This is a genomic window from Acidovorax sp. GW821-FHT09A11, assembly GCF_059418365.1.
The window spans coordinates 545,152-560,839 of the sequence record NZ_JBWKPS010000004.1 but is presented as its reverse complement, the minus strand read 5'-3'; the positions used below and the strand labels follow the sequence as shown (position 1 = coordinate 560,839).

The window sequence follows — 15,688 nt, the reverse complement described above, 5'->3', positions numbered from 1 at the left end:
ACCAGAATCCCACGATGTCTCTGTTAGAAGTCTCCAACCTCCGCATCCGCCTGCAGACCCACCGAGGCCCCGCCGACGCCGTGCGCGGCGTAAGCTTTTCGCTGGCGCGCGGAGAAACCCTGGGCCTGATCGGCGAGTCGGGCTGCGGCAAGTCCATCACCGCCATGTCGCTCATGGGCCTGCTGCCCGACAGCGCGCAGGTCACGGGCAGCATCCGCTTTGATGGCCAGGAGCTGGTGGGCCGCACCGATGCGCAGATGTGCAAGATGCGCGGCAACCGCATCGGCATGGTGTTCCAGGAGCCCATGACAGCCCTGAACCCCGTGCACACCATTGGCCGCCAGGTGGCCGAGCCCTTGCGTCTGCACCGTGGCATGAGCGCTTCGGCCGCGCGCGCGGAGGCCCTGGCGCTGCTCGACCGCGTGGGCATCCCCCACGCCGCGCAGCGCTTCGATGCCTACCCCCACCAGTTCTCGGGCGGCCAGCGCCAGCGCATCACCATTGCGATGGCCTTGGCCTGCGGGCCCGACCTGCTGATCGCCGACGAGCCCACCACCGCGCTGGACGTGACCATCCAGCAACAGATCCTGGACCTCATCAGCGACCTCGTGGCCGAGCGCAACATGGCGCTGATCCTCATCTCGCACGACCTCGGCGTGATCTCGCAGAACGTGGACCGAATGATGGTGATGTATGGCGGCAGCGTGGTCGAGAGCGGCTCCACCGCTTCCGTCTTCTCCGCCATGGCCCACCCCTACACACGCGGACTGTTCGCGGCACGGCCCCATCTGGGCGCCGTGCATGCACCCGGCCAGCGCCCGCGCCTGTCCACCATCCCCGGCACCGTGCCGGAACTCGTGGACCTGCCGGCCGGCTGCCCTTTCGCCGGGCGCTGCAGCTACACCGTGGATGCCTGCCACCACGATCGGCCCGAAGCCACGCTGGTGGCCACCGATGCCGATGGCGACCACGCGGTGCGCTGCCTGCGCCGCGAAGCCATCGCCGAGGCCCAGAGTGCCCAGGCGGTGAACATTGTCGAGGTGACCGCATGACCTCCCTGGCGTCCCTTTCCAACGCCCCCCTGCTGCAGGTGAAAGACCTGGTGCGTGAATACACGCTGCCGCGGGAACATCTGTTCCAGCCCCCGGGCAAGGTGCATGCACTCAACGGCGTGAGCTTTTCGGTGGCTGCAGGCCGCAGCCTGGGCATCGTCGGCGAATCGGGCTCGGGCAAATCCACCCTGGCCCGCCTGGTGATGGCGCTGGACACGCCGACCTCCGGCACCGTCGAGCTGCAGGGCCGCAACCTGCACCAGTTGCCCGCAGAGCAGCTGCGCCACGCGCGGCGCGACTTCCAGATGGTCTTCCAGGACCCCTACGGCTCGCTCGATCCGCGCCAGACGGTGGAGCGCATCGTGACCGAGCCCCTGCAGGCCCAGGGTGAAACCAGCCGCGCCGCCCAGCGCGAGCAGGCCGGCCAGGTGCTGGCCCAGGTGGGCCTGCGCACCAACGACCTCTCCAAGTACCCGCATGAATTCTCGGGCGGGCAGCGCCAGCGCATCGCCATCGCGCGCGCGCTCATCACGCGCCCGCGCCTCATCGTCGCCGACGAGCCCGTGAGCGCGCTCGACGTGTCCGTGCAGGCCCAGGTGCTGAACCTCATGCAGGACCTGCAGCAGGAGTTCGGCATCACGTACATGCTCATCAGCCACGACCTGGCGGTGGTCAACCATCTGTGCGATGAAGTCGTGGTGCTGTACCAGGGCCGCATCGTCGAACGCGGCTCGCCAGCTGAACTGTTCCGCAACGCGCAGCACCCCTACACCCAGTCGCTGGTGGGCGCCGTGCCGCAGGTGCAGCCCGGCCGGGCGCGCGCACGCCGCGCCGCGGCGGCCGCTGCCACGGCCACCGCAAAAACCGCATAACCAAATGCGCACGCGATGGTGTAAAAAGCTTTTGTGCTCCCCGGTAACAAATTGAAATGACACCGGGGCTTTCGTCTGGTTTTTTTGTCTGGAGAGTCCGAACATGCTGAACCGCCGTACCGTCCTAGCCACTGGCGCCATCGCCGCCGTGCCCCTGTCCACCTCGCTCGGCGCCCTGGCGCAGGGCCGCAAAGACGCCGTGGTGCTGGCCATGACGCTCGAACCCCCGGGCCTGGACCCCACGGCCGGCGCCGCATCGGCCATCGCCGAGATCGTGCAGTACAACATCTTCGAGACGCTCACCAAGATCAACGCCGACGGCAGCGTGTCGCCGCTGCTGGCCGAGAGCTGGGAGGTCTCGCCCGACCTCAAGACCTACACCTTCAAGCTGCGCCGGGGCGTGAAGTTCCAGAACGGCGAGCCCTTCAACGCGGCCGTGGTGAAGTTCTCGTACGACCGCGCCGGCGGCGAAAAGAGCACCAACAAGGACAAGCGCACCTTCGCCAACCTCACCACGCAGGTGGTGGACGACTACACCGTCGTGCTGCTCAACAAGGACATCGACCCCGACCTGCTGTTCGTGCTGGGCCAGGCCACCTCCATCATCGTGGAGCCCAAGAGCGCCGACACCAACGCCAACAAGCCCGTGGGCACCGGCCCCTACCAGCTGCAGGCCTGGAACAAGGGCTCCTCCGTGGTGCTGACGGCCTGGGAGGGCTTTCGCGATGCCAAGGCGCTCAAGATCAAGCGCGCCACGTTCCGCTTCATCTCCGACCCCGCCGCCCAGGTGGCCGCCCTGCTGGCCGGCGACGTGGATGCGTTCCCCCGCGTCACGCCCCGCAGCGTGCCGCAGTTCAAGGGCAACCCCAAGTTCCAGGTGGTGGTGAGCGGCTCGCGCGCCAAGACCATCCTGGCGATCAACAACGGCAAGAAGCCGCTGGACGACGTGCGCGTGCGCCGCGCCATCGCCGCCGCCGTGGACCGCAAGGCCGTGATCGAAGGTGCGGGCGACGGCTATGGCGCGCCCATCGGCAGCCACTACGTGCCCGGCGCGTTCGGCTACGTGGACACCACGGGCGTGAACCCCTACGACCCCGAGAAGGCCAAGAAGCTGCTGGCCGAGGCCGGCATCAAGACACCGCTGGAGCTGACCCTGACGCTGCCGCCCACGCCCTACGCCCGCCAGGGCGGCGAGGTGGTCGCCGCCCAGCTGGCCAAGGTCGGCATCATCGCCAAGATCCAGAACGTGGAATGGGCGCAGTGGCTGTCCGGCACCTACGGCAGCAAGAACTACGACCTGACCATCATCTCGCACGTGGAACCGTTCGACCTGGGCAACTTCGCCAAGCCCGACTACTACTGGGCCTACAACTCGCCCAAGTTCAACGAGCTGTTCAACCAGATCAAGAACGCCGCGCGCCCCGCTGACCGCGCACGCCTGCTGGGCGACGCGCAGCGCCTGCTGGCCAACGATGCGGTGCACGCGTTCCTGTACTCCAACCAGTGGATCACGGTGGCCAACAAGAACCTCAAGGGCCTGTGGAAAGACATGCCCGTGTTCGTGAACGACATCTCCACGCTGTCCTGGAGTTGATGAGACACCCCCCTGAGGCCCTGCGGGCCTTCCCCCCGCTCTCACATCGCTGCGCGATGTGGGCAGGGGGACGCAGCCCTCGCTGCGGGGCGGCCCTTGCTCGGCTGCCCGCGCCTGGGCCGTGCCCTTTTCAGAGGCTGTGGGTGGCGCGCCGAGCAATGAATAGCTGAAACGCTCGGGAGCAGATAGCTCCTGAAACAATAGCTGCCAGCGCTTTATCCATAGGCGTTATCAGCCTTTTTTACCAAAAATCCCTCTACCATGACCGCCCTGCACGACCTGCCCGCCCACGACCTCCTGGCCGCCTACCGCGCGCGCCGCCTCTCGCCCGTCGAGGTCACGCAGGCCGTGCTGGCCCACATCGGGCGCTGGGAGCCCCACATAAAGGCGACCTACCTGCTGCGGCCCGAGGCCGCCCTGGCGCAGGCCCGCGAATCGGAAGCGCGCTGGCTGCGTGGCGAGCCCAAGGGCGCGCTCGACGGCGTGCCCAGCACCATCAAGGAAAACATCTCGACGCAAGGCGACCCGACCCCCCTGGGCACCGCCGCTGTCGAACTCGTGCCCGCCGCCGCCGATGCGCCGCCCGCCGCCCGCATGCGCGAGGCCGGTGCCGTCATCGTGGCCAAGACCACCATGCCCGACTACGGCATGCTGTCCTCGGGCCTGTCGACCTTCCACCCACTGTCGCGCAACCCCTGGGACGTGAGCAAGGGCCCGGGCGGCTCCAGCGCCGGCGGCGGTGCCGCCGCTGCGGCGGGCTACGGGCCGCTGCACATCGGCACCGACATCGGCGGCTCGCTGCGCCTGCCCGCCAGCTGGTGCGGCATCTTCAGCCTGAAGCCCAGCCTGGGCCGCATCCCGATCGACCCGCCCTACACCGGCCGTGCCGCCGGCCCCATGACCCGCACGGTGGCCGACGCTGCGCTGATGATGCAGGTACTCAGCCAGCCGGACGCGCGCGACAGCATGAGCCTGCCAGCGCAGGACATCGCCTGGAGCCAGTTCAACAAGGGCGTGGAGCGCCTGCGCGGCCTGCGCATCGGCCTGCTGCTGGACGCGGGCTGCGGCCTGCCGGTGGAACCCGAAGTGAAGGCCGCCGTGGAACGCGCAGCCCGCCTGATGGAGGCCGCTGGTGCCACCATCGTGCCCATGCTGCCCTTCATGACCCAGGCCATGCTCGACGGCATGGACCACTTCTGGCGCATGCGCTCCCACATCGACCTGAAGGCCCTGCCCGCGCAGCAGCGCGACAAGGTGCTGCCCTATATCCGCACCTGGGCCGACAGCGCCGCCAGCATGAGCGGCACCGAGGTCTTCAACGCCAGCCACCAGTTCCACCTCACGCGCGTGAATACGGTGAAGGCCTGCAGCGCGTTCGACTACGTGATCTCGCCCGTGGCGCCGATGCCCGCCTTCCAGGCCGAACTGCCCTCGCCCACCAACGACCCGCTGCGCCCGCTCGAGCACATCGGCTTCACCGTGCCGTTCAACATGTCCGAACAGCCGGCGGCCTCGGTCAACTGCGGCTACACCGCCAGCGGCCTGCCCATCGGCCTGCAGATCGCCGGCGCGCGCTTCGACGACCTGGGCGTGCTGCAGGTGGCCCATGCGTTCGAGCTGATCCGCGAGCCGCAAAAGGCCTGGCCGCTGCCGCCTGCGGCTTAACCCCGAGGGCCCGGCGGGGTGGATGTTGGTAACCTAGGGGTTGGCAACACGCACGCCCCGCGTGCGGCGCCCCCTCCGGGCTGGCCTGCGCCCCGGGCCACCACGACACGCACCACTTCAACGAATCACCGCATGGACATCCTCATCCTGGCGATCCTCATCGCCACCGGCACCTTCATGCTCAACGCCAAGGAGCAGCGCAAGCGCATCGTGCTGCTGGGCAACCATCTGGCGCACTACCAGATCGAAAAGCTGATGGAAGCGCTCACAGACGGCTACCTGCGGGCCCTGGGTGAAAGCACCGACGAGCGCCGCAGCCAGATCTGGAGCCTGCTGAGCACCACCGAACAGCAGCTGAGCGAGCAGTTCAGCCGCTTCGCCGCGGACTTCGCCAAGGTGAGCGACGCCGACGCGCGGGTCAGCCGCCTCGCGATGGCCATCCCCTTCGCCGAGAAGATCCTGCCGGCGTTCACCTTCGACATGCGGCGGGCCCTGGCGATCCATGCACGCGGCATCACCCATGTGGTGCAGAACACCAGCCACCTGTCGCCCAAGGACCGGGCCTACATGATGACGGCGGAGCTGTTCCTGATGCAGCACACCTGCCACTGGTTCTGCAAGTCCAAGACCGTTGCCACGGCCCGCATGCTGGCGCGCCACCAGACGCCGCATGAGCAGCTGGTGGCCTCCGTATCGGCCGAGACACGCAAGGCCTATCTGACGCTGATCAAGGGCGGCTGAGCCCTGCCGCCCAACAATGCCCCCATGCCATCCACCGCCACGCACGCACTGACCGACAGCCTGGGCAACACCGCCACCCTGCGCGAGCCAGGCAGCGCGGCGGCGTTGAATGACTTCGTGGAAGGCTTCATCGCCTGCGAGGCCCGCGCGGTGAACGTGCTGCAGGCCGCCGGCGACCCCAGCGCCATCGTGCAGGCCTGCTGCGCGGCACTGCACATGTTCGCCGAATCGGCGCAGGCGCCGGGCAACGCACGCCCCTTCATCGACCGGGCGCTCGCCCATGCCCCTGCGGCGAGCGAGCGCGAACAGCGCTTCGTGGCCGCCGTCGCCGCCTGGGTTCATGGCGACCTGCCGCGCGCCGTCGCGCTGCACGAGGAGCAGGCCCGCCTGTTTCCGCGCGACCTGGCCTCCCTCAAGCTCGGCCAATACCATCTGTTCAACCGCGGCGACTCCCCCGGCATGCTGCGCCTGGCGCTGCAGGCCCTGCCCGCGGCCGCCGACGTGCCCTACCTGCACGGCATGCTGGCCTTTGGCTGGGAGCAGTGCCACCGGCTCACCGAAGCGGAAGCCGCCGCGCGCCATGCGGTGCGCCTGTGCCGCAAGGAACCCTGGGCCCACCATGCCCTCGCACACGTGATGCTGACACAGGGGCGCATCGGCGAAGGCGCGGACTTCATGGCCGGCGTGAGCGACACCTGGACGGGGCTCAACTCCTTCATGGTCACGCACAACTGGTGGCACCAGGCACTCTTCCTGCTGGAGCAGGACCGGCACGCCGAGGTGCTGGCGCTGTACGACAGCCAGGTGTGGGGCGTGGTCAAGGAATACACGCAGGACCAGATCAACGCCGTCTCGCTGCTGGCGCGGCTGGAACTGGCGGGCGTGGATGTGGGCCACCGCTGGGCCGACGTGGCCGGCCACCTGGCACTGCGCCTGGCCGACCATGTGCTGCCGTTCCTGGACCTGCAGTATCTTTACGGCCTGGCCCGCGCGGGCCGCACGGAGGCGGCACGCACGCTGCTGCGCAACATCGAGGCCCACGCCGCCACGCGCACCGAGGCACATGAACGCACCGTGTGGAAGCAGGTGTGCGAGCCCGCCGCGCGCGGCCTGCTGGCGCATGCGCAAGGCGACTGGGCCACGGCGGCGGAGCAGCTGGGCCTGGCATTGCCACGGCTGCTGGAGATCGGCGGCAGCCACGCGCAGCGGGATTTGTTCCACCAGATCTGGCTGGATGCGCTGCAGCGCAACGGGCAGTGGGCGGCGGTGCAGAACCTGCTGCAGCCGATGGCCAATGCGCAGCCGGAGTCGGTGCGGCTCGCGCGGCAGGTGGGGGTGGTCAATGGCGCCCTGGGGCTGCTGCTGCCACACCAGGGATAGCGGAGCCCGGCGATAGAAGCAGGCGCGGGCGCGGCCCGCCCTCCCCTGTGCCTGCCGCCAGGCTATCTCACCAGCAGCTTCGTCTGGTCATACACCGGCTGCGCCGGCAGGTCCGCCAGGTGCCGCACATCGGCCCAGTCCAGCACCTCCACCACATCGGCATCCACCCGCACGCGGTTCAGGCCGGCGTTGGGGATGTCGCTCTGGCGCGGGCCGTCCAGGCCCGTGCCGCGGGCGGTGCGCCAGATCATGTCGAGCACGCCGCCGTGGGTGACCACCATGACTTTTTTCCCCGTGTGCCGCAGCGCGATGCGGCGCACGGCGTCCATCACGCGGGTGTGGAACTGGCGCGTGGTCTCGCCGCCGGGCATGCCGTAGTCGGCTTCGAAGCGCAGCCACTGGGTCCAGGCATCGGCGTGTTCGATCTTGATGTCGTCCACGCGCTTGCCGTCCACCACGCCGAAGCTCTGCTCGCGCAGGCTGCTGTCGGTGAGGGTGTCGATGCGCAGTTCCGGGAACAGCACCTGCAGGCTGGGCGTGGCGGTCTGCTGCGTGCGGATGAGGTCGCTGCAGACCAGGTGGTCCACCACGATCTGTTCCGCGGCCAGGCGTTCGGCGAGGCGGCGGGCCTGTTCGTGGCCGGTGGCGTTGAGGGGCACATCCACGTGGCCCTGGAAGCGCAGTTCGCGGTTCCAGTCGGTCTCGCCGTGGCGGATCAGAATCAATTCAGTCATGCATGCCATTATCGAATGCATGCACATGATTGCAAGCACTTTTGACTGCTAGCGCTTATGCAACAAGCGCTGATAGCTATGTTTTTTATAACAGCAGCCTGTCCACCACCCACCGTGCGGCACGTCACCGCATGGGCACGATGAGCACTTTGCGGCGCGGCTGGCAGCCAGGGCCTTCGTAGGCGGCGCTGTCGCGCTGCCAGCCATGGCCCGGCGAGGCTTGCGCGCAGACGCGTGCGCCATCCACCATGCTGCGCCAGTAGTACCAGGGCGCGGGGGCGGCCTGTGCGGGCGGCATCAGCAGTGCCAGCAGGGCGAGGGCAAGCAGGGAGCGGGCGACAACCGGCATGGGGGTGGTGAAGATATCAGGCGTGGGTTCCGCCCATGCTACGCACCGTGCGCCGGACCGATGCCCGGAAAAGCGGCAATATCGGCGGCATCGGCGGTCACGATCCAGCCTTCGAGCGGGTCCAGCCCGGGCGGCAGGCCGTAGAGCGCGTCGCCCTCTGCATGGCGCTGCTGGGCCCAGGCGGCCTGCAGCAGGCACAGCACGGCGTCCGGGCTGTCGCCGCTCGCGTCGTCCACCAGCACATCGCGCTGCGCGTGGCTGAGCTTCAGGCGCAGGCCCAGCCGGGTCTGGCCCATCTCCAGCGCATTCACAAGGTCCTTGCGGGCAATGAGCCGGTCGGGCGTGTGCTTGGCGCGGTCGTCGCTCTTGTAGCTGCGCCGCTGCAGCACTTCGCGCGCCAGCAGCCCCGGGTAGGCTTCCAGCGCCACGCGGTGCGGGTCTCCGCCGTGCAGGCCCGGCAGGTGGACACCGGCGTCCAGCAGCAGCGGCAGGCCCGCGTGCAGCATGTAGGCCACGGGCGGGTTCACCCATTTCATCGACGGGCTGGAGCCCGCGGGCCCGTCGGTGGCGCGGTGCGCGAACTTGCCGCCCTCGGGGCGTGCGTCGCAGAACGCGGCGAACTGGTCGCGGATCTGCGCGCGGCTGAGGCCGCGGTAGTGCTGCATGCAGGCGCGCCACTGCACCGGCCAGCCCAGCGCCCGCACCAGCTCGCGCGGCAGGCCGAAGGGCAGGTCGAAGCCGCCCACCCAATCGCCCGGCCGGGCGAGCCACTCGCCCAGCGCGGCCAGCGTGTCAAAGCGCTCCAGCGCGGCGAGCTGCACCCGCGCGCCCTGGCGCTGGCCCAGCGCCAGCACGACGGGCTTGCGCCGCGTGGGGCTGCTGGAGAAATCGCAGCCCAGCAGCAGGGGACGGATGGGCTCCGCCATGACGGCCTACCCCAGCGCCAGGGCGGTGACACCCGCGGCAATGCACAGCGCGCCAAAAATGCGCGCCACACGGTCGCCCTCGCCCAGCAGGTGGCCGCCGATGAGCGCCGCGAACAGCATGGACACCTCGCGCGCGGGCGCCACGTGGGACATGGGCGCCTCGCGCATCGCGTACAGCACCAGCACGTAGGCCACGGGGCTCACCGCCGCCACCAGCAGCGCGAAGCGCCACTGCGCCAGCCACAGCGCACGGGCCGTGGGCAGGTCGCGCAGCACCACGGGCGCGAGCAAGCCCACGCGCACGAAGTTGCCCATGTAGTCCACCAGGATGGGGGACATCAGCAGGATCTTGACCGCATAGCCATCCACCACGGTGTAGCTGGCGATGAAGGCGCCCGTGAGCAGGCCGTAGAGCATGCCCTTGTGCACGCGCGCCCGGGCGGCAGGGTCGTGCGCGGCGCGCAGCAGGCCCGGGCCGCCCGCGATCAGGAACACCCCGCCCACCACGCCGGCGATGCCGGCCACGCCCAGCGCCGAGATGCGCTCGCCAAGGACCGTCACCGCCACCAGCGACGACAGCAGCGGCCCGGAACCGCGCGCCAGCGGGTAGACGACGGTGAGATCGGCCTTGCTGTAGCCGCGCAGCAGGATGACGAAGTAGCCCACGTGCAGCAGCCCGCTGGCCGCGACGAAGGCCCACTCCGTGGCCCCCCACAGCGGCACGGCATCGCGCCCCAGGTACCAGCCCAACGGCGCCCAGATGACCATCATGATCACCGAGGTGAAGAACGCGAACCGCGAATCGCCCCCGGCCTTCTTGGCCACGATGTTCCAGCACGCGTGGATGAGGCCGGCAAGGATGATGAGGGCGAAGGCGGTAAGGGTCACGGATGAGAAGAAGAGCGGCCTGAATGCAAAAAGCCGCAGAACCGGGTGGGCTGCGGCCGAAACAACGAGGCCAGAGCATCAGCGAAAAGTGGGGTGACTTGTGTAGCGAGCGGTCTCAGCCTGGGTGGAGGAACGCAGCCGCAGTCCCGTGCGGCGAGTACCGCAGGCCCGGGGTGTGGCCGCGCAGCAGCAAAACACCCCGCCTTTCAGGCTCTGCCGATGATGGAGGCCGTGGCCATCAGTTCTTCGAGCAGCGCGAACGACACCTTGCCCGACACGGCATAGGGGTCCAGCTCGGGCTTCTCCGAGTACTTGAGCAGGATGGAGTGGTTGATCTTGGACAGGTTCACCTGCCCCATGGTCCAGCCACCGAAGCGGCGTTCGGCGATTTCTTCGTAGTGCAGCAGCTCCACGTTCTTGTGGCGCGGGTCCTTCTGGATGTGGCCGTACAGGTCGCTCACCGCGGAGCGCCCGCCTTCGATGGCCTGAAGGAACACGCCGCCGCCGTAGCACAGCACCCCGGTGATGCCGCAGCCCGGGTTGTGCTGGCGCGACTGCGTCAGGATGGCTTCGATGGCGGCGGGCGAAGTGTCCACCGCGCGGCTGGCATAGAGCAGGCGTACGAGCATGGTCAGTTCCTTCCAGGGATGAGGGACAGAAATTCGCGGCGCAGCGCCGAATCTTTGAGGAACACGCCACGCATCACGGAGTTGATCATCTTGCTGTCCATCTCGCGCACGCCGCGCCAGGACATGCAGAAGTGGCTGGCCTCCATCACGATGGCCAGGCCGTCGGGCTGGGTCTTTTCCATGATGAGGTCGGCCAGCTGCACCACGGCCTCTTCCTGGATCTGCGGGCGGCCCATGACCCAGTCCACCAGGCGCGCGTACTTGGACAGGCCGATCACGTTGGTGTGTTCGTTGGGCATCACGCCGATCCAGATCTTGCCGATCACCGGGCAGAAATGGTGGCTGCAGGCGCTGCGCACGGTGATGGGGCCCACGATCATGAGCTCGTTCAGGTGCTCGGCGTTCGGGAATTCCGTGATGGCCGGCTGCGCCACGTAGCGGCCCTTGAACACCTCGTTGAGGTACATCTTGGCCACGCGGCGCGCGGTGTTGTTGGTGTTGTGGTCGCCTTCGGTGTTGATCACCATGCTGTCGAGCACGCCCTGCATCTTGACCTCGACCTCGTCGAGCAGCTTCTCCAGCTCGCCGGGCTCGATGAACTCGGCGATGTTGTCATTGGCATGAAAACGCTTGCGGGCAGCGGCAAGGCGCTCTCGGATCTTGACGGAGACAGGCGTGCCTTCATCATCCGGCGGGGTGGACGTCATATCGGCGGCGGGTTGGCTGGACATGGTCAGAATCGTAACAGCGATTGACACACCGCAGATTTCAAAGGTTTTTGGCCTCCACCGCTTGATGGCAAAGCGCCAGCAGCTATGCTATTCATAGCAATACTTACCAAGGGCGCCGCCCCACGCCAGTGCCACCGTGGAAGCGGCTTTGCCGGGCCACGGGTGGCGTCCCCCGGGGGAAAGCGGCGCAGCCGCTCAGGGGGCTCAATAGCTTTTTCCGGTGATCCACAGCGCCAGCCGCATGAGGCCGAAGGCAATGCGGTCCAGCACGCGCTGGCGCAGCGGGCGGCCCGCGTAGCGCGCCGGGTCCATGCGCCGGCCGGCATGCTGCATCGCATGCACCAGGCGCTGGCGCAGGTCGGTGGCAAAGGCGGCGTCCTCCACCACCACGTTGGCCTCGCGCGCCAGCAGCAGGCTCAAGGGGTCGAGGTTGGACGAGCCCACCGTGGCCCAGGGCCTGTCGCCCATCGCGTCGATCACGGCCACCTTGGCGTGCAGGAAGCTGGGCGCGTATTCGTGGATCTCCACCCCCGCCTCCAGCAGCGCGCCATACACGGGCCGTGCCGCGTGGTACTGCATGAAGTACTCGTAGCGCCCCTGCAGCAGCAGGCGCACCCGCACGCCCCGGCGCGCCGCCATCACCAGCGCGCGGCGCAGCTTGCCGCCGGGCATGAAATAGGCGTTGGCGATGATGACTTCGTGCCGCGCGGCGCCGATGGCGCGGCGGTAGGCCTTTTCGATGCGGCTGCGGTTGCGCACGTTGTCGCGCAGCACCAGCGCGGCGCGCATGGGCGGGCCGGCCTCGGCGGCCTGCAGCGCATGCTTGGCCGCGCTGGCGGCGCGCAAGGCCTGCAGGGCCTCGGGCAGGCGGCGCTGGCGCGCGTCGCGCACCGCCTGCATGCGCCACCACAGCTGGTCCATGGTCTCGCTGGCCGATGCCACCAGGCTGCCCGTGGCCTGCACCGCAAAGTCAAAGCGCGGCGCCTCCAGCGCGCCGTGGTTGGGGTCGTGGAAGTCGTCCAGCACGTTGATGCCGCCGCAAAACAGCATGCAGCCGTCCACCACGCACAGCTTGCGGTGCAGCCGCCGCCACCGGTGTGGCAGCAGCAGGCCCAGAGGGCCGAGCGGCGAATACACGCGGTACTGCACGCCGGCCGCCTGCAGGCGCTGCGCCCAGCCGTGGGGCAAGGCGCCCGTGCCCACGCCATCCACCACCAGCTGCGTGCGCACGCCGCGCTGCGCCGCGCGCATCAGGGCCTCGGCCACGGCGGCGCCCGCGCCGGTGAAGTCGAAGATGTAGGTCTCGAACTGGATGTCCGACAGGGCGGCGTCCATGGCCTGGATCAGCGCGGGAAAAAGCTCCTCGGCCCCTTGCAGCAGGCGCACCTGGTGGTCGTCGGAAAATCCTGCCCCATGGGCCCGCGCGAAAGGCTTTCTTCTCATTTCGGAAGCCCGTCGCCCGGCGGGGGCGTCGCCCCTTCCTGGGAGGAAGGCGCCGCGAGCGGCACAACGGGGGTCATAGCCTGAACTCGGCGATCAGCGGGAGGTGGTCGGACATGCGCCACCAGATGCGGCCGCGCGGCACATGCAGCGACAGCGGCGTGAGGCCGCGCACGTACACATGGTCCAGCTGCGCCAGCGGCAGCCGCGCCGGGTAGGTGAAAGTGCGCGGCGCGTCGAACTCGTGCAGCGCAAAGCCGGCCAGCATGCGCTTGACCTGCTGGCCCCAGTCATTGAAATCCCCGGCCACCACGACGGGCGCGCCGGACGGCACCTCGCGCTCGATGAAGCGCTGCAGGCGTTCGATCTGGCGGATGCGGCTGCCGGGAATGAGCCCCAGATGCACCACGATCACGTGGATGCGCCGCCCGTGGGCATCCACCTCGACATGCAAGAGCCCGCGCTGCTCGAAGCGGTGGTCCGAGATGTCTTCGTGCTGGTGCCCGATCACGGGCCAGCGCGACAGCAGGGCGTTGCCATGTTCTCCGTGTTTGGTGGTGGCGTTGGTGCGGTACACGGCCTCGTAGCCCTCGGGCGCGAGGAACTCGGCCTGGGGCAGTTCGGGCCAGCGCTGAAAATAGGTCGCCTCGCGCCGGTGGAGCTTGCGCACCTCCTGCAGGCAGACGATGTCGGCGTCGAGCTGCTCCACCGCCAGGCCCAGGTTGTGGATCTCCAGGCGGCGCGCGGGCCCGATGCCCTGCACGCCCTTGTGAATGTTGTAGGTGGCCACCCGCAGAATATCGTCGTGTTCCATGTCCTGATTGTGTCGCAAGCCGCGCTGGCTGCGGGTTTGCCCGACGCTGAAAGCCGCGGCGGCGGCTTACACTTGGTTGCACTCCACTCCCCCGCCGTGGCGGGCCGGCACACACCCTGATGGCTACCGAGAACGACCCATCCGCCGCGCCTGCGGTGCTGGCGCTGATCGTCGACAGCAATGCCACTTCCCGCAGCATCCTCGTGGGCCAGTTGCGCGAGTACGGCGTGACCCGCATCGTGCAGTGCACCCGGGTGCAGGATGCGCGCAGCCGGCTGGAGCACACGGTGTTCGACTACGTACTGTGCGAGCAGTATTTCGGCGAATCGGGCTATTCGGGCCAGACCCTGCTGGACGACCTGCGGCGCGCGCAGCTGTTGCCCTTCTCCACCGTGTTCTTCATGGTCACGTCAGAGGCCTCGTACGCCGCCGTGGCCGAGGCCGCCGAGTCCGCGCTCGACGGCTATCTGCTCAAGCCCTTCACGCCCAGCGCGCTCTTCGAGCGCCTGAGCCTGGCGCGCCTGCGCAAGATCCATCTGCGCCCGATCTTCGACGCCATCGAGGCCGAGGATTTCGAGCGTGCCGCGCAGCTGTGCGTGGAGCGCTTCGAATCGCGCCAGCCCTACTGGCTGTATGCCGCGCGCATCGGCTCCGAACTGCTGCTGCGCCTGTCCCGCCACGACGAGGCCCGCACGCTGTTCGAGGCCGTGATCGCCGCCCGCGCCCTGCCCTGGGCCAAGCTCGGGGTGGCACGCGCGCAGATCGAATCCGGGCAGGCGGCGCGGGCCATCACCACGCTGCAGGAGCTGATCGGCGAGGACGCCTCCTTCGCCGACGCCTACGACGTGCTGGGCCGCGCGCAGGTGGAACTGGGCAACTTCTCGCAGGCCATCGAGACCTACCGCACGGCCAGCGGCCTCACGCCGGATTCGGTGGTGCGGCTGCAGAAGCTGGGGATGATGTCGTACTACATGGGCGACCGCGAAACCGCCACCAAGGTGCTGGCACGGGCGGCCGTGCTGGGCATCGACTCCAAGCTGTTCGACTTCCAGTCGCTGGTGCTGCTCACGTTCTCGTACTTCGCCGACAACGACCGCAAGGGCATCGAGCGCTGCATGGCCGACTTTGGCCGCATCCTGGAGCGGCACGAGTCCAGCGCCCGCATCCGGCGTTTCGCGGCGGTGGCGCGCACGCTGCAGCTCATCCAGCAGCGCCAGTTCTCGCAGGCCGTGGAATCCGTGCGCGGCATGGCCGGCGAGATCACCTCCAGCGGCTTCGACTTCGAGGCCGCGTGCAACCTGGGCAGCCTGCTGGCCGTGCTCGCGGTCACCTCGATCGACCTGTCCGAGGGCGAGGGCTGGGTGCGCGCGCTGGGCATGCGCTACGCCAACACACGGGGCCTGACCGAGCTGCTGGCCAACGCCTGCGGCCTGCACGCACCTTACGGGGAGATGGTGCGCGACTGCCTCGTGCAGATCAACAAGACCGCCGAGGCCGCCATGGCACAAAGCCTGGCCGGCGACCCGGCGGGCGCCGTGAACCACCTGCTGCAGCAGGCCGGGCACACGCTCAACTCCAAGCTGGTGGACATGTCCCAGCAGGTGCTGCTGCGCCACCGCGCGCGCATGGCCTCGCCCGAAACTCTGCAGGACGCCATCGACGCGCTGCGCACGCGTGTGGGCACCGCGCCCACGCGGGCGATCCTGGGGCAGGACAGCGAACGCCGGCCCGGCGGCGTGGTGCTGCGCGTGCGCGGCGGCGGCGATGAGCCCACCCGCATCCCGTCGCCGCCCCAGGACAGCCTGGCCCCCGACCCCGCCGAGCCTCCCGACCCCGCGGCCGCGCTGCGCCTGCGGCCGGTCTGAAAATCCCG

General features: G+C 68.9%; 15 protein-coding genes. 7 read left to right on the top strand and 8 right to left on the bottom strand.

Going from position 1 to position 15,688, the window contains the following annotated elements; genetic code table 11:
* Window positions 1-14 precede the first annotated feature (14 nt).
* The 6 genes from AC07PV_RS13680 (at window position 15) to AC07PV_RS13655 (ending at window position 7,304) form a co-directional block, all read left to right on the top strand.
* Window positions 15-1,052, top strand: a complete 1,038-nt coding sequence (locus AC07PV_RS13680; protein WP_369641682.1) for an ABC transporter ATP-binding protein — start codon at window positions 15-17, stop codon at window positions 1,050-1,052.
* Window positions 1,049-1,924: an ATP-binding cassette domain-containing protein gene (locus tag AC07PV_RS13675; RefSeq protein ID WP_494630490.1), complete on the top strand. Its 876-nt coding sequence runs from the start codon at window positions 1,049-1,051 to the stop codon at window positions 1,922-1,924. The genes AC07PV_RS13680 and AC07PV_RS13675 overlap by 4 nt, the downstream gene beginning before the upstream one ends.
* A gap of 103 nt (window positions 1,925-2,027) precedes the next feature.
* On the top strand, window positions 2,028-3,518 hold the full coding sequence (locus AC07PV_RS13670; protein WP_494597962.1) for an ABC transporter substrate-binding protein: 1,491 nt from the start codon (window positions 2,028-2,030) through the stop codon (window positions 3,516-3,518).
* 261 nt (window positions 3,519-3,779) lie between these two features.
* Complete coding sequence (locus tag AC07PV_RS13665; protein ID WP_492254709.1) at window positions 3,780-5,183, top strand: amidase; 1,404 nt, start codon at window positions 3,780-3,782, stop codon at window positions 5,181-5,183.
* Window positions 5,184-5,315: 132 nt separating this feature from the next.
* Window positions 5,316-5,924 (top strand): hypothetical protein, encoded by a 609-nt coding sequence (locus tag AC07PV_RS13660; protein WP_218293517.1) that lies wholly within the window; start codon window positions 5,316-5,318, stop codon window positions 5,922-5,924.
* Between the two features lie 24 nt (window positions 5,925-5,948).
* Complete coding sequence (locus AC07PV_RS13655) at window positions 5,949-7,304, top strand: tetratricopeptide repeat protein (RefSeq protein ID WP_494630488.1); 1,356 nt, start codon at window positions 5,949-5,951, stop codon at window positions 7,302-7,304.
* 62 nt (window positions 7,305-7,366) lie between these two features.
* Here AC07PV_RS13655 and AC07PV_RS13650 read toward each other — a convergent pair whose 3' ends face one another.
* The 8 genes from AC07PV_RS13650 to AC07PV_RS13615 all read right to left on the bottom strand — a co-directional run bounded on the left by AC07PV_RS13650 (window position 7,367) and on the right by AC07PV_RS13615 (window position 13,815).
* Complete coding sequence (locus AC07PV_RS13650) at window positions 7,367-8,038, bottom strand: histidine phosphatase family protein (RefSeq protein ID WP_494630487.1); 672 nt, start codon at window positions 8,036-8,038, stop codon at window positions 7,367-7,369.
* Window positions 8,039-8,162: 124 nt separating this feature from the next.
* The gene (locus tag AC07PV_RS13645) at window positions 8,163-8,387 is read right to left on the bottom strand and encodes a hypothetical protein (RefSeq protein WP_218293514.1); all 225 of its coding nucleotides are present in this window, start codon (window positions 8,385-8,387) and stop codon (window positions 8,163-8,165) included.
* Window positions 8,388-8,425: 38 nt separating this feature from the next.
* Window positions 8,426-9,313 carry a DUF429 domain-containing protein gene (locus tag AC07PV_RS13640; RefSeq protein WP_494630486.1) on the bottom strand — a complete coding sequence of 296 codons (888 nt, stop codon included), beginning with the start codon at window positions 9,311-9,313 and terminating at the stop codon, window positions 8,426-8,428.
* Between the two features lie 6 nt (window positions 9,314-9,319).
* Complete coding sequence (locus AC07PV_RS13635) at window positions 9,320-10,201, bottom strand: EamA family transporter (protein WP_218293512.1); 882 nt, start codon at window positions 10,199-10,201, stop codon at window positions 9,320-9,322.
* A 206-nt stretch (window positions 10,202-10,407) separates the two neighbouring features.
* Window positions 10,408-10,830: a BLUF domain-containing protein gene (locus AC07PV_RS13630; RefSeq protein WP_010461918.1), complete on the bottom strand. Its 423-nt coding sequence runs from the start codon at window positions 10,828-10,830 to the stop codon at window positions 10,408-10,410.
* 2 nt (window positions 10,831-10,832) lie between these two features.
* Window positions 10,833-11,561, bottom strand: a complete 729-nt coding sequence (gene folE / locus AC07PV_RS13625; protein WP_218293511.1) for a GTP cyclohydrolase I — start codon at window positions 11,559-11,561, stop codon at window positions 10,833-10,835.
* A 204-nt stretch (window positions 11,562-11,765) separates the two neighbouring features.
* Window positions 11,766-13,004: a cardiolipin synthase ClsB gene (clsB, locus tag AC07PV_RS13620; protein ID WP_218293510.1), complete on the bottom strand. Its 1,239-nt coding sequence runs from the start codon at window positions 13,002-13,004 to the stop codon at window positions 11,766-11,768.
* 73 nt (window positions 13,005-13,077) lie between these two features.
* A complete protein-coding gene (locus AC07PV_RS13615; protein WP_218293509.1) occupies window positions 13,078-13,815 on the bottom strand; it encodes an endonuclease/exonuclease/phosphatase family protein in 738 nt (245 codons plus the stop codon).
* 119 nt (window positions 13,816-13,934) lie between these two features.
* On the opposite strand from AC07PV_RS13615, the gene AC07PV_RS13610 reads away from it, so the two are divergent.
* Window positions 13,935-15,680 carry a response regulator gene (locus AC07PV_RS13610; protein WP_218293508.1) on the top strand — a complete coding sequence of 582 codons (1,746 nt, stop codon included), beginning with the start codon at window positions 13,935-13,937 and terminating at the stop codon, window positions 15,678-15,680.
* The last annotated feature ends 8 nt before the right edge of the window (window positions 15,681-15,688 follow it).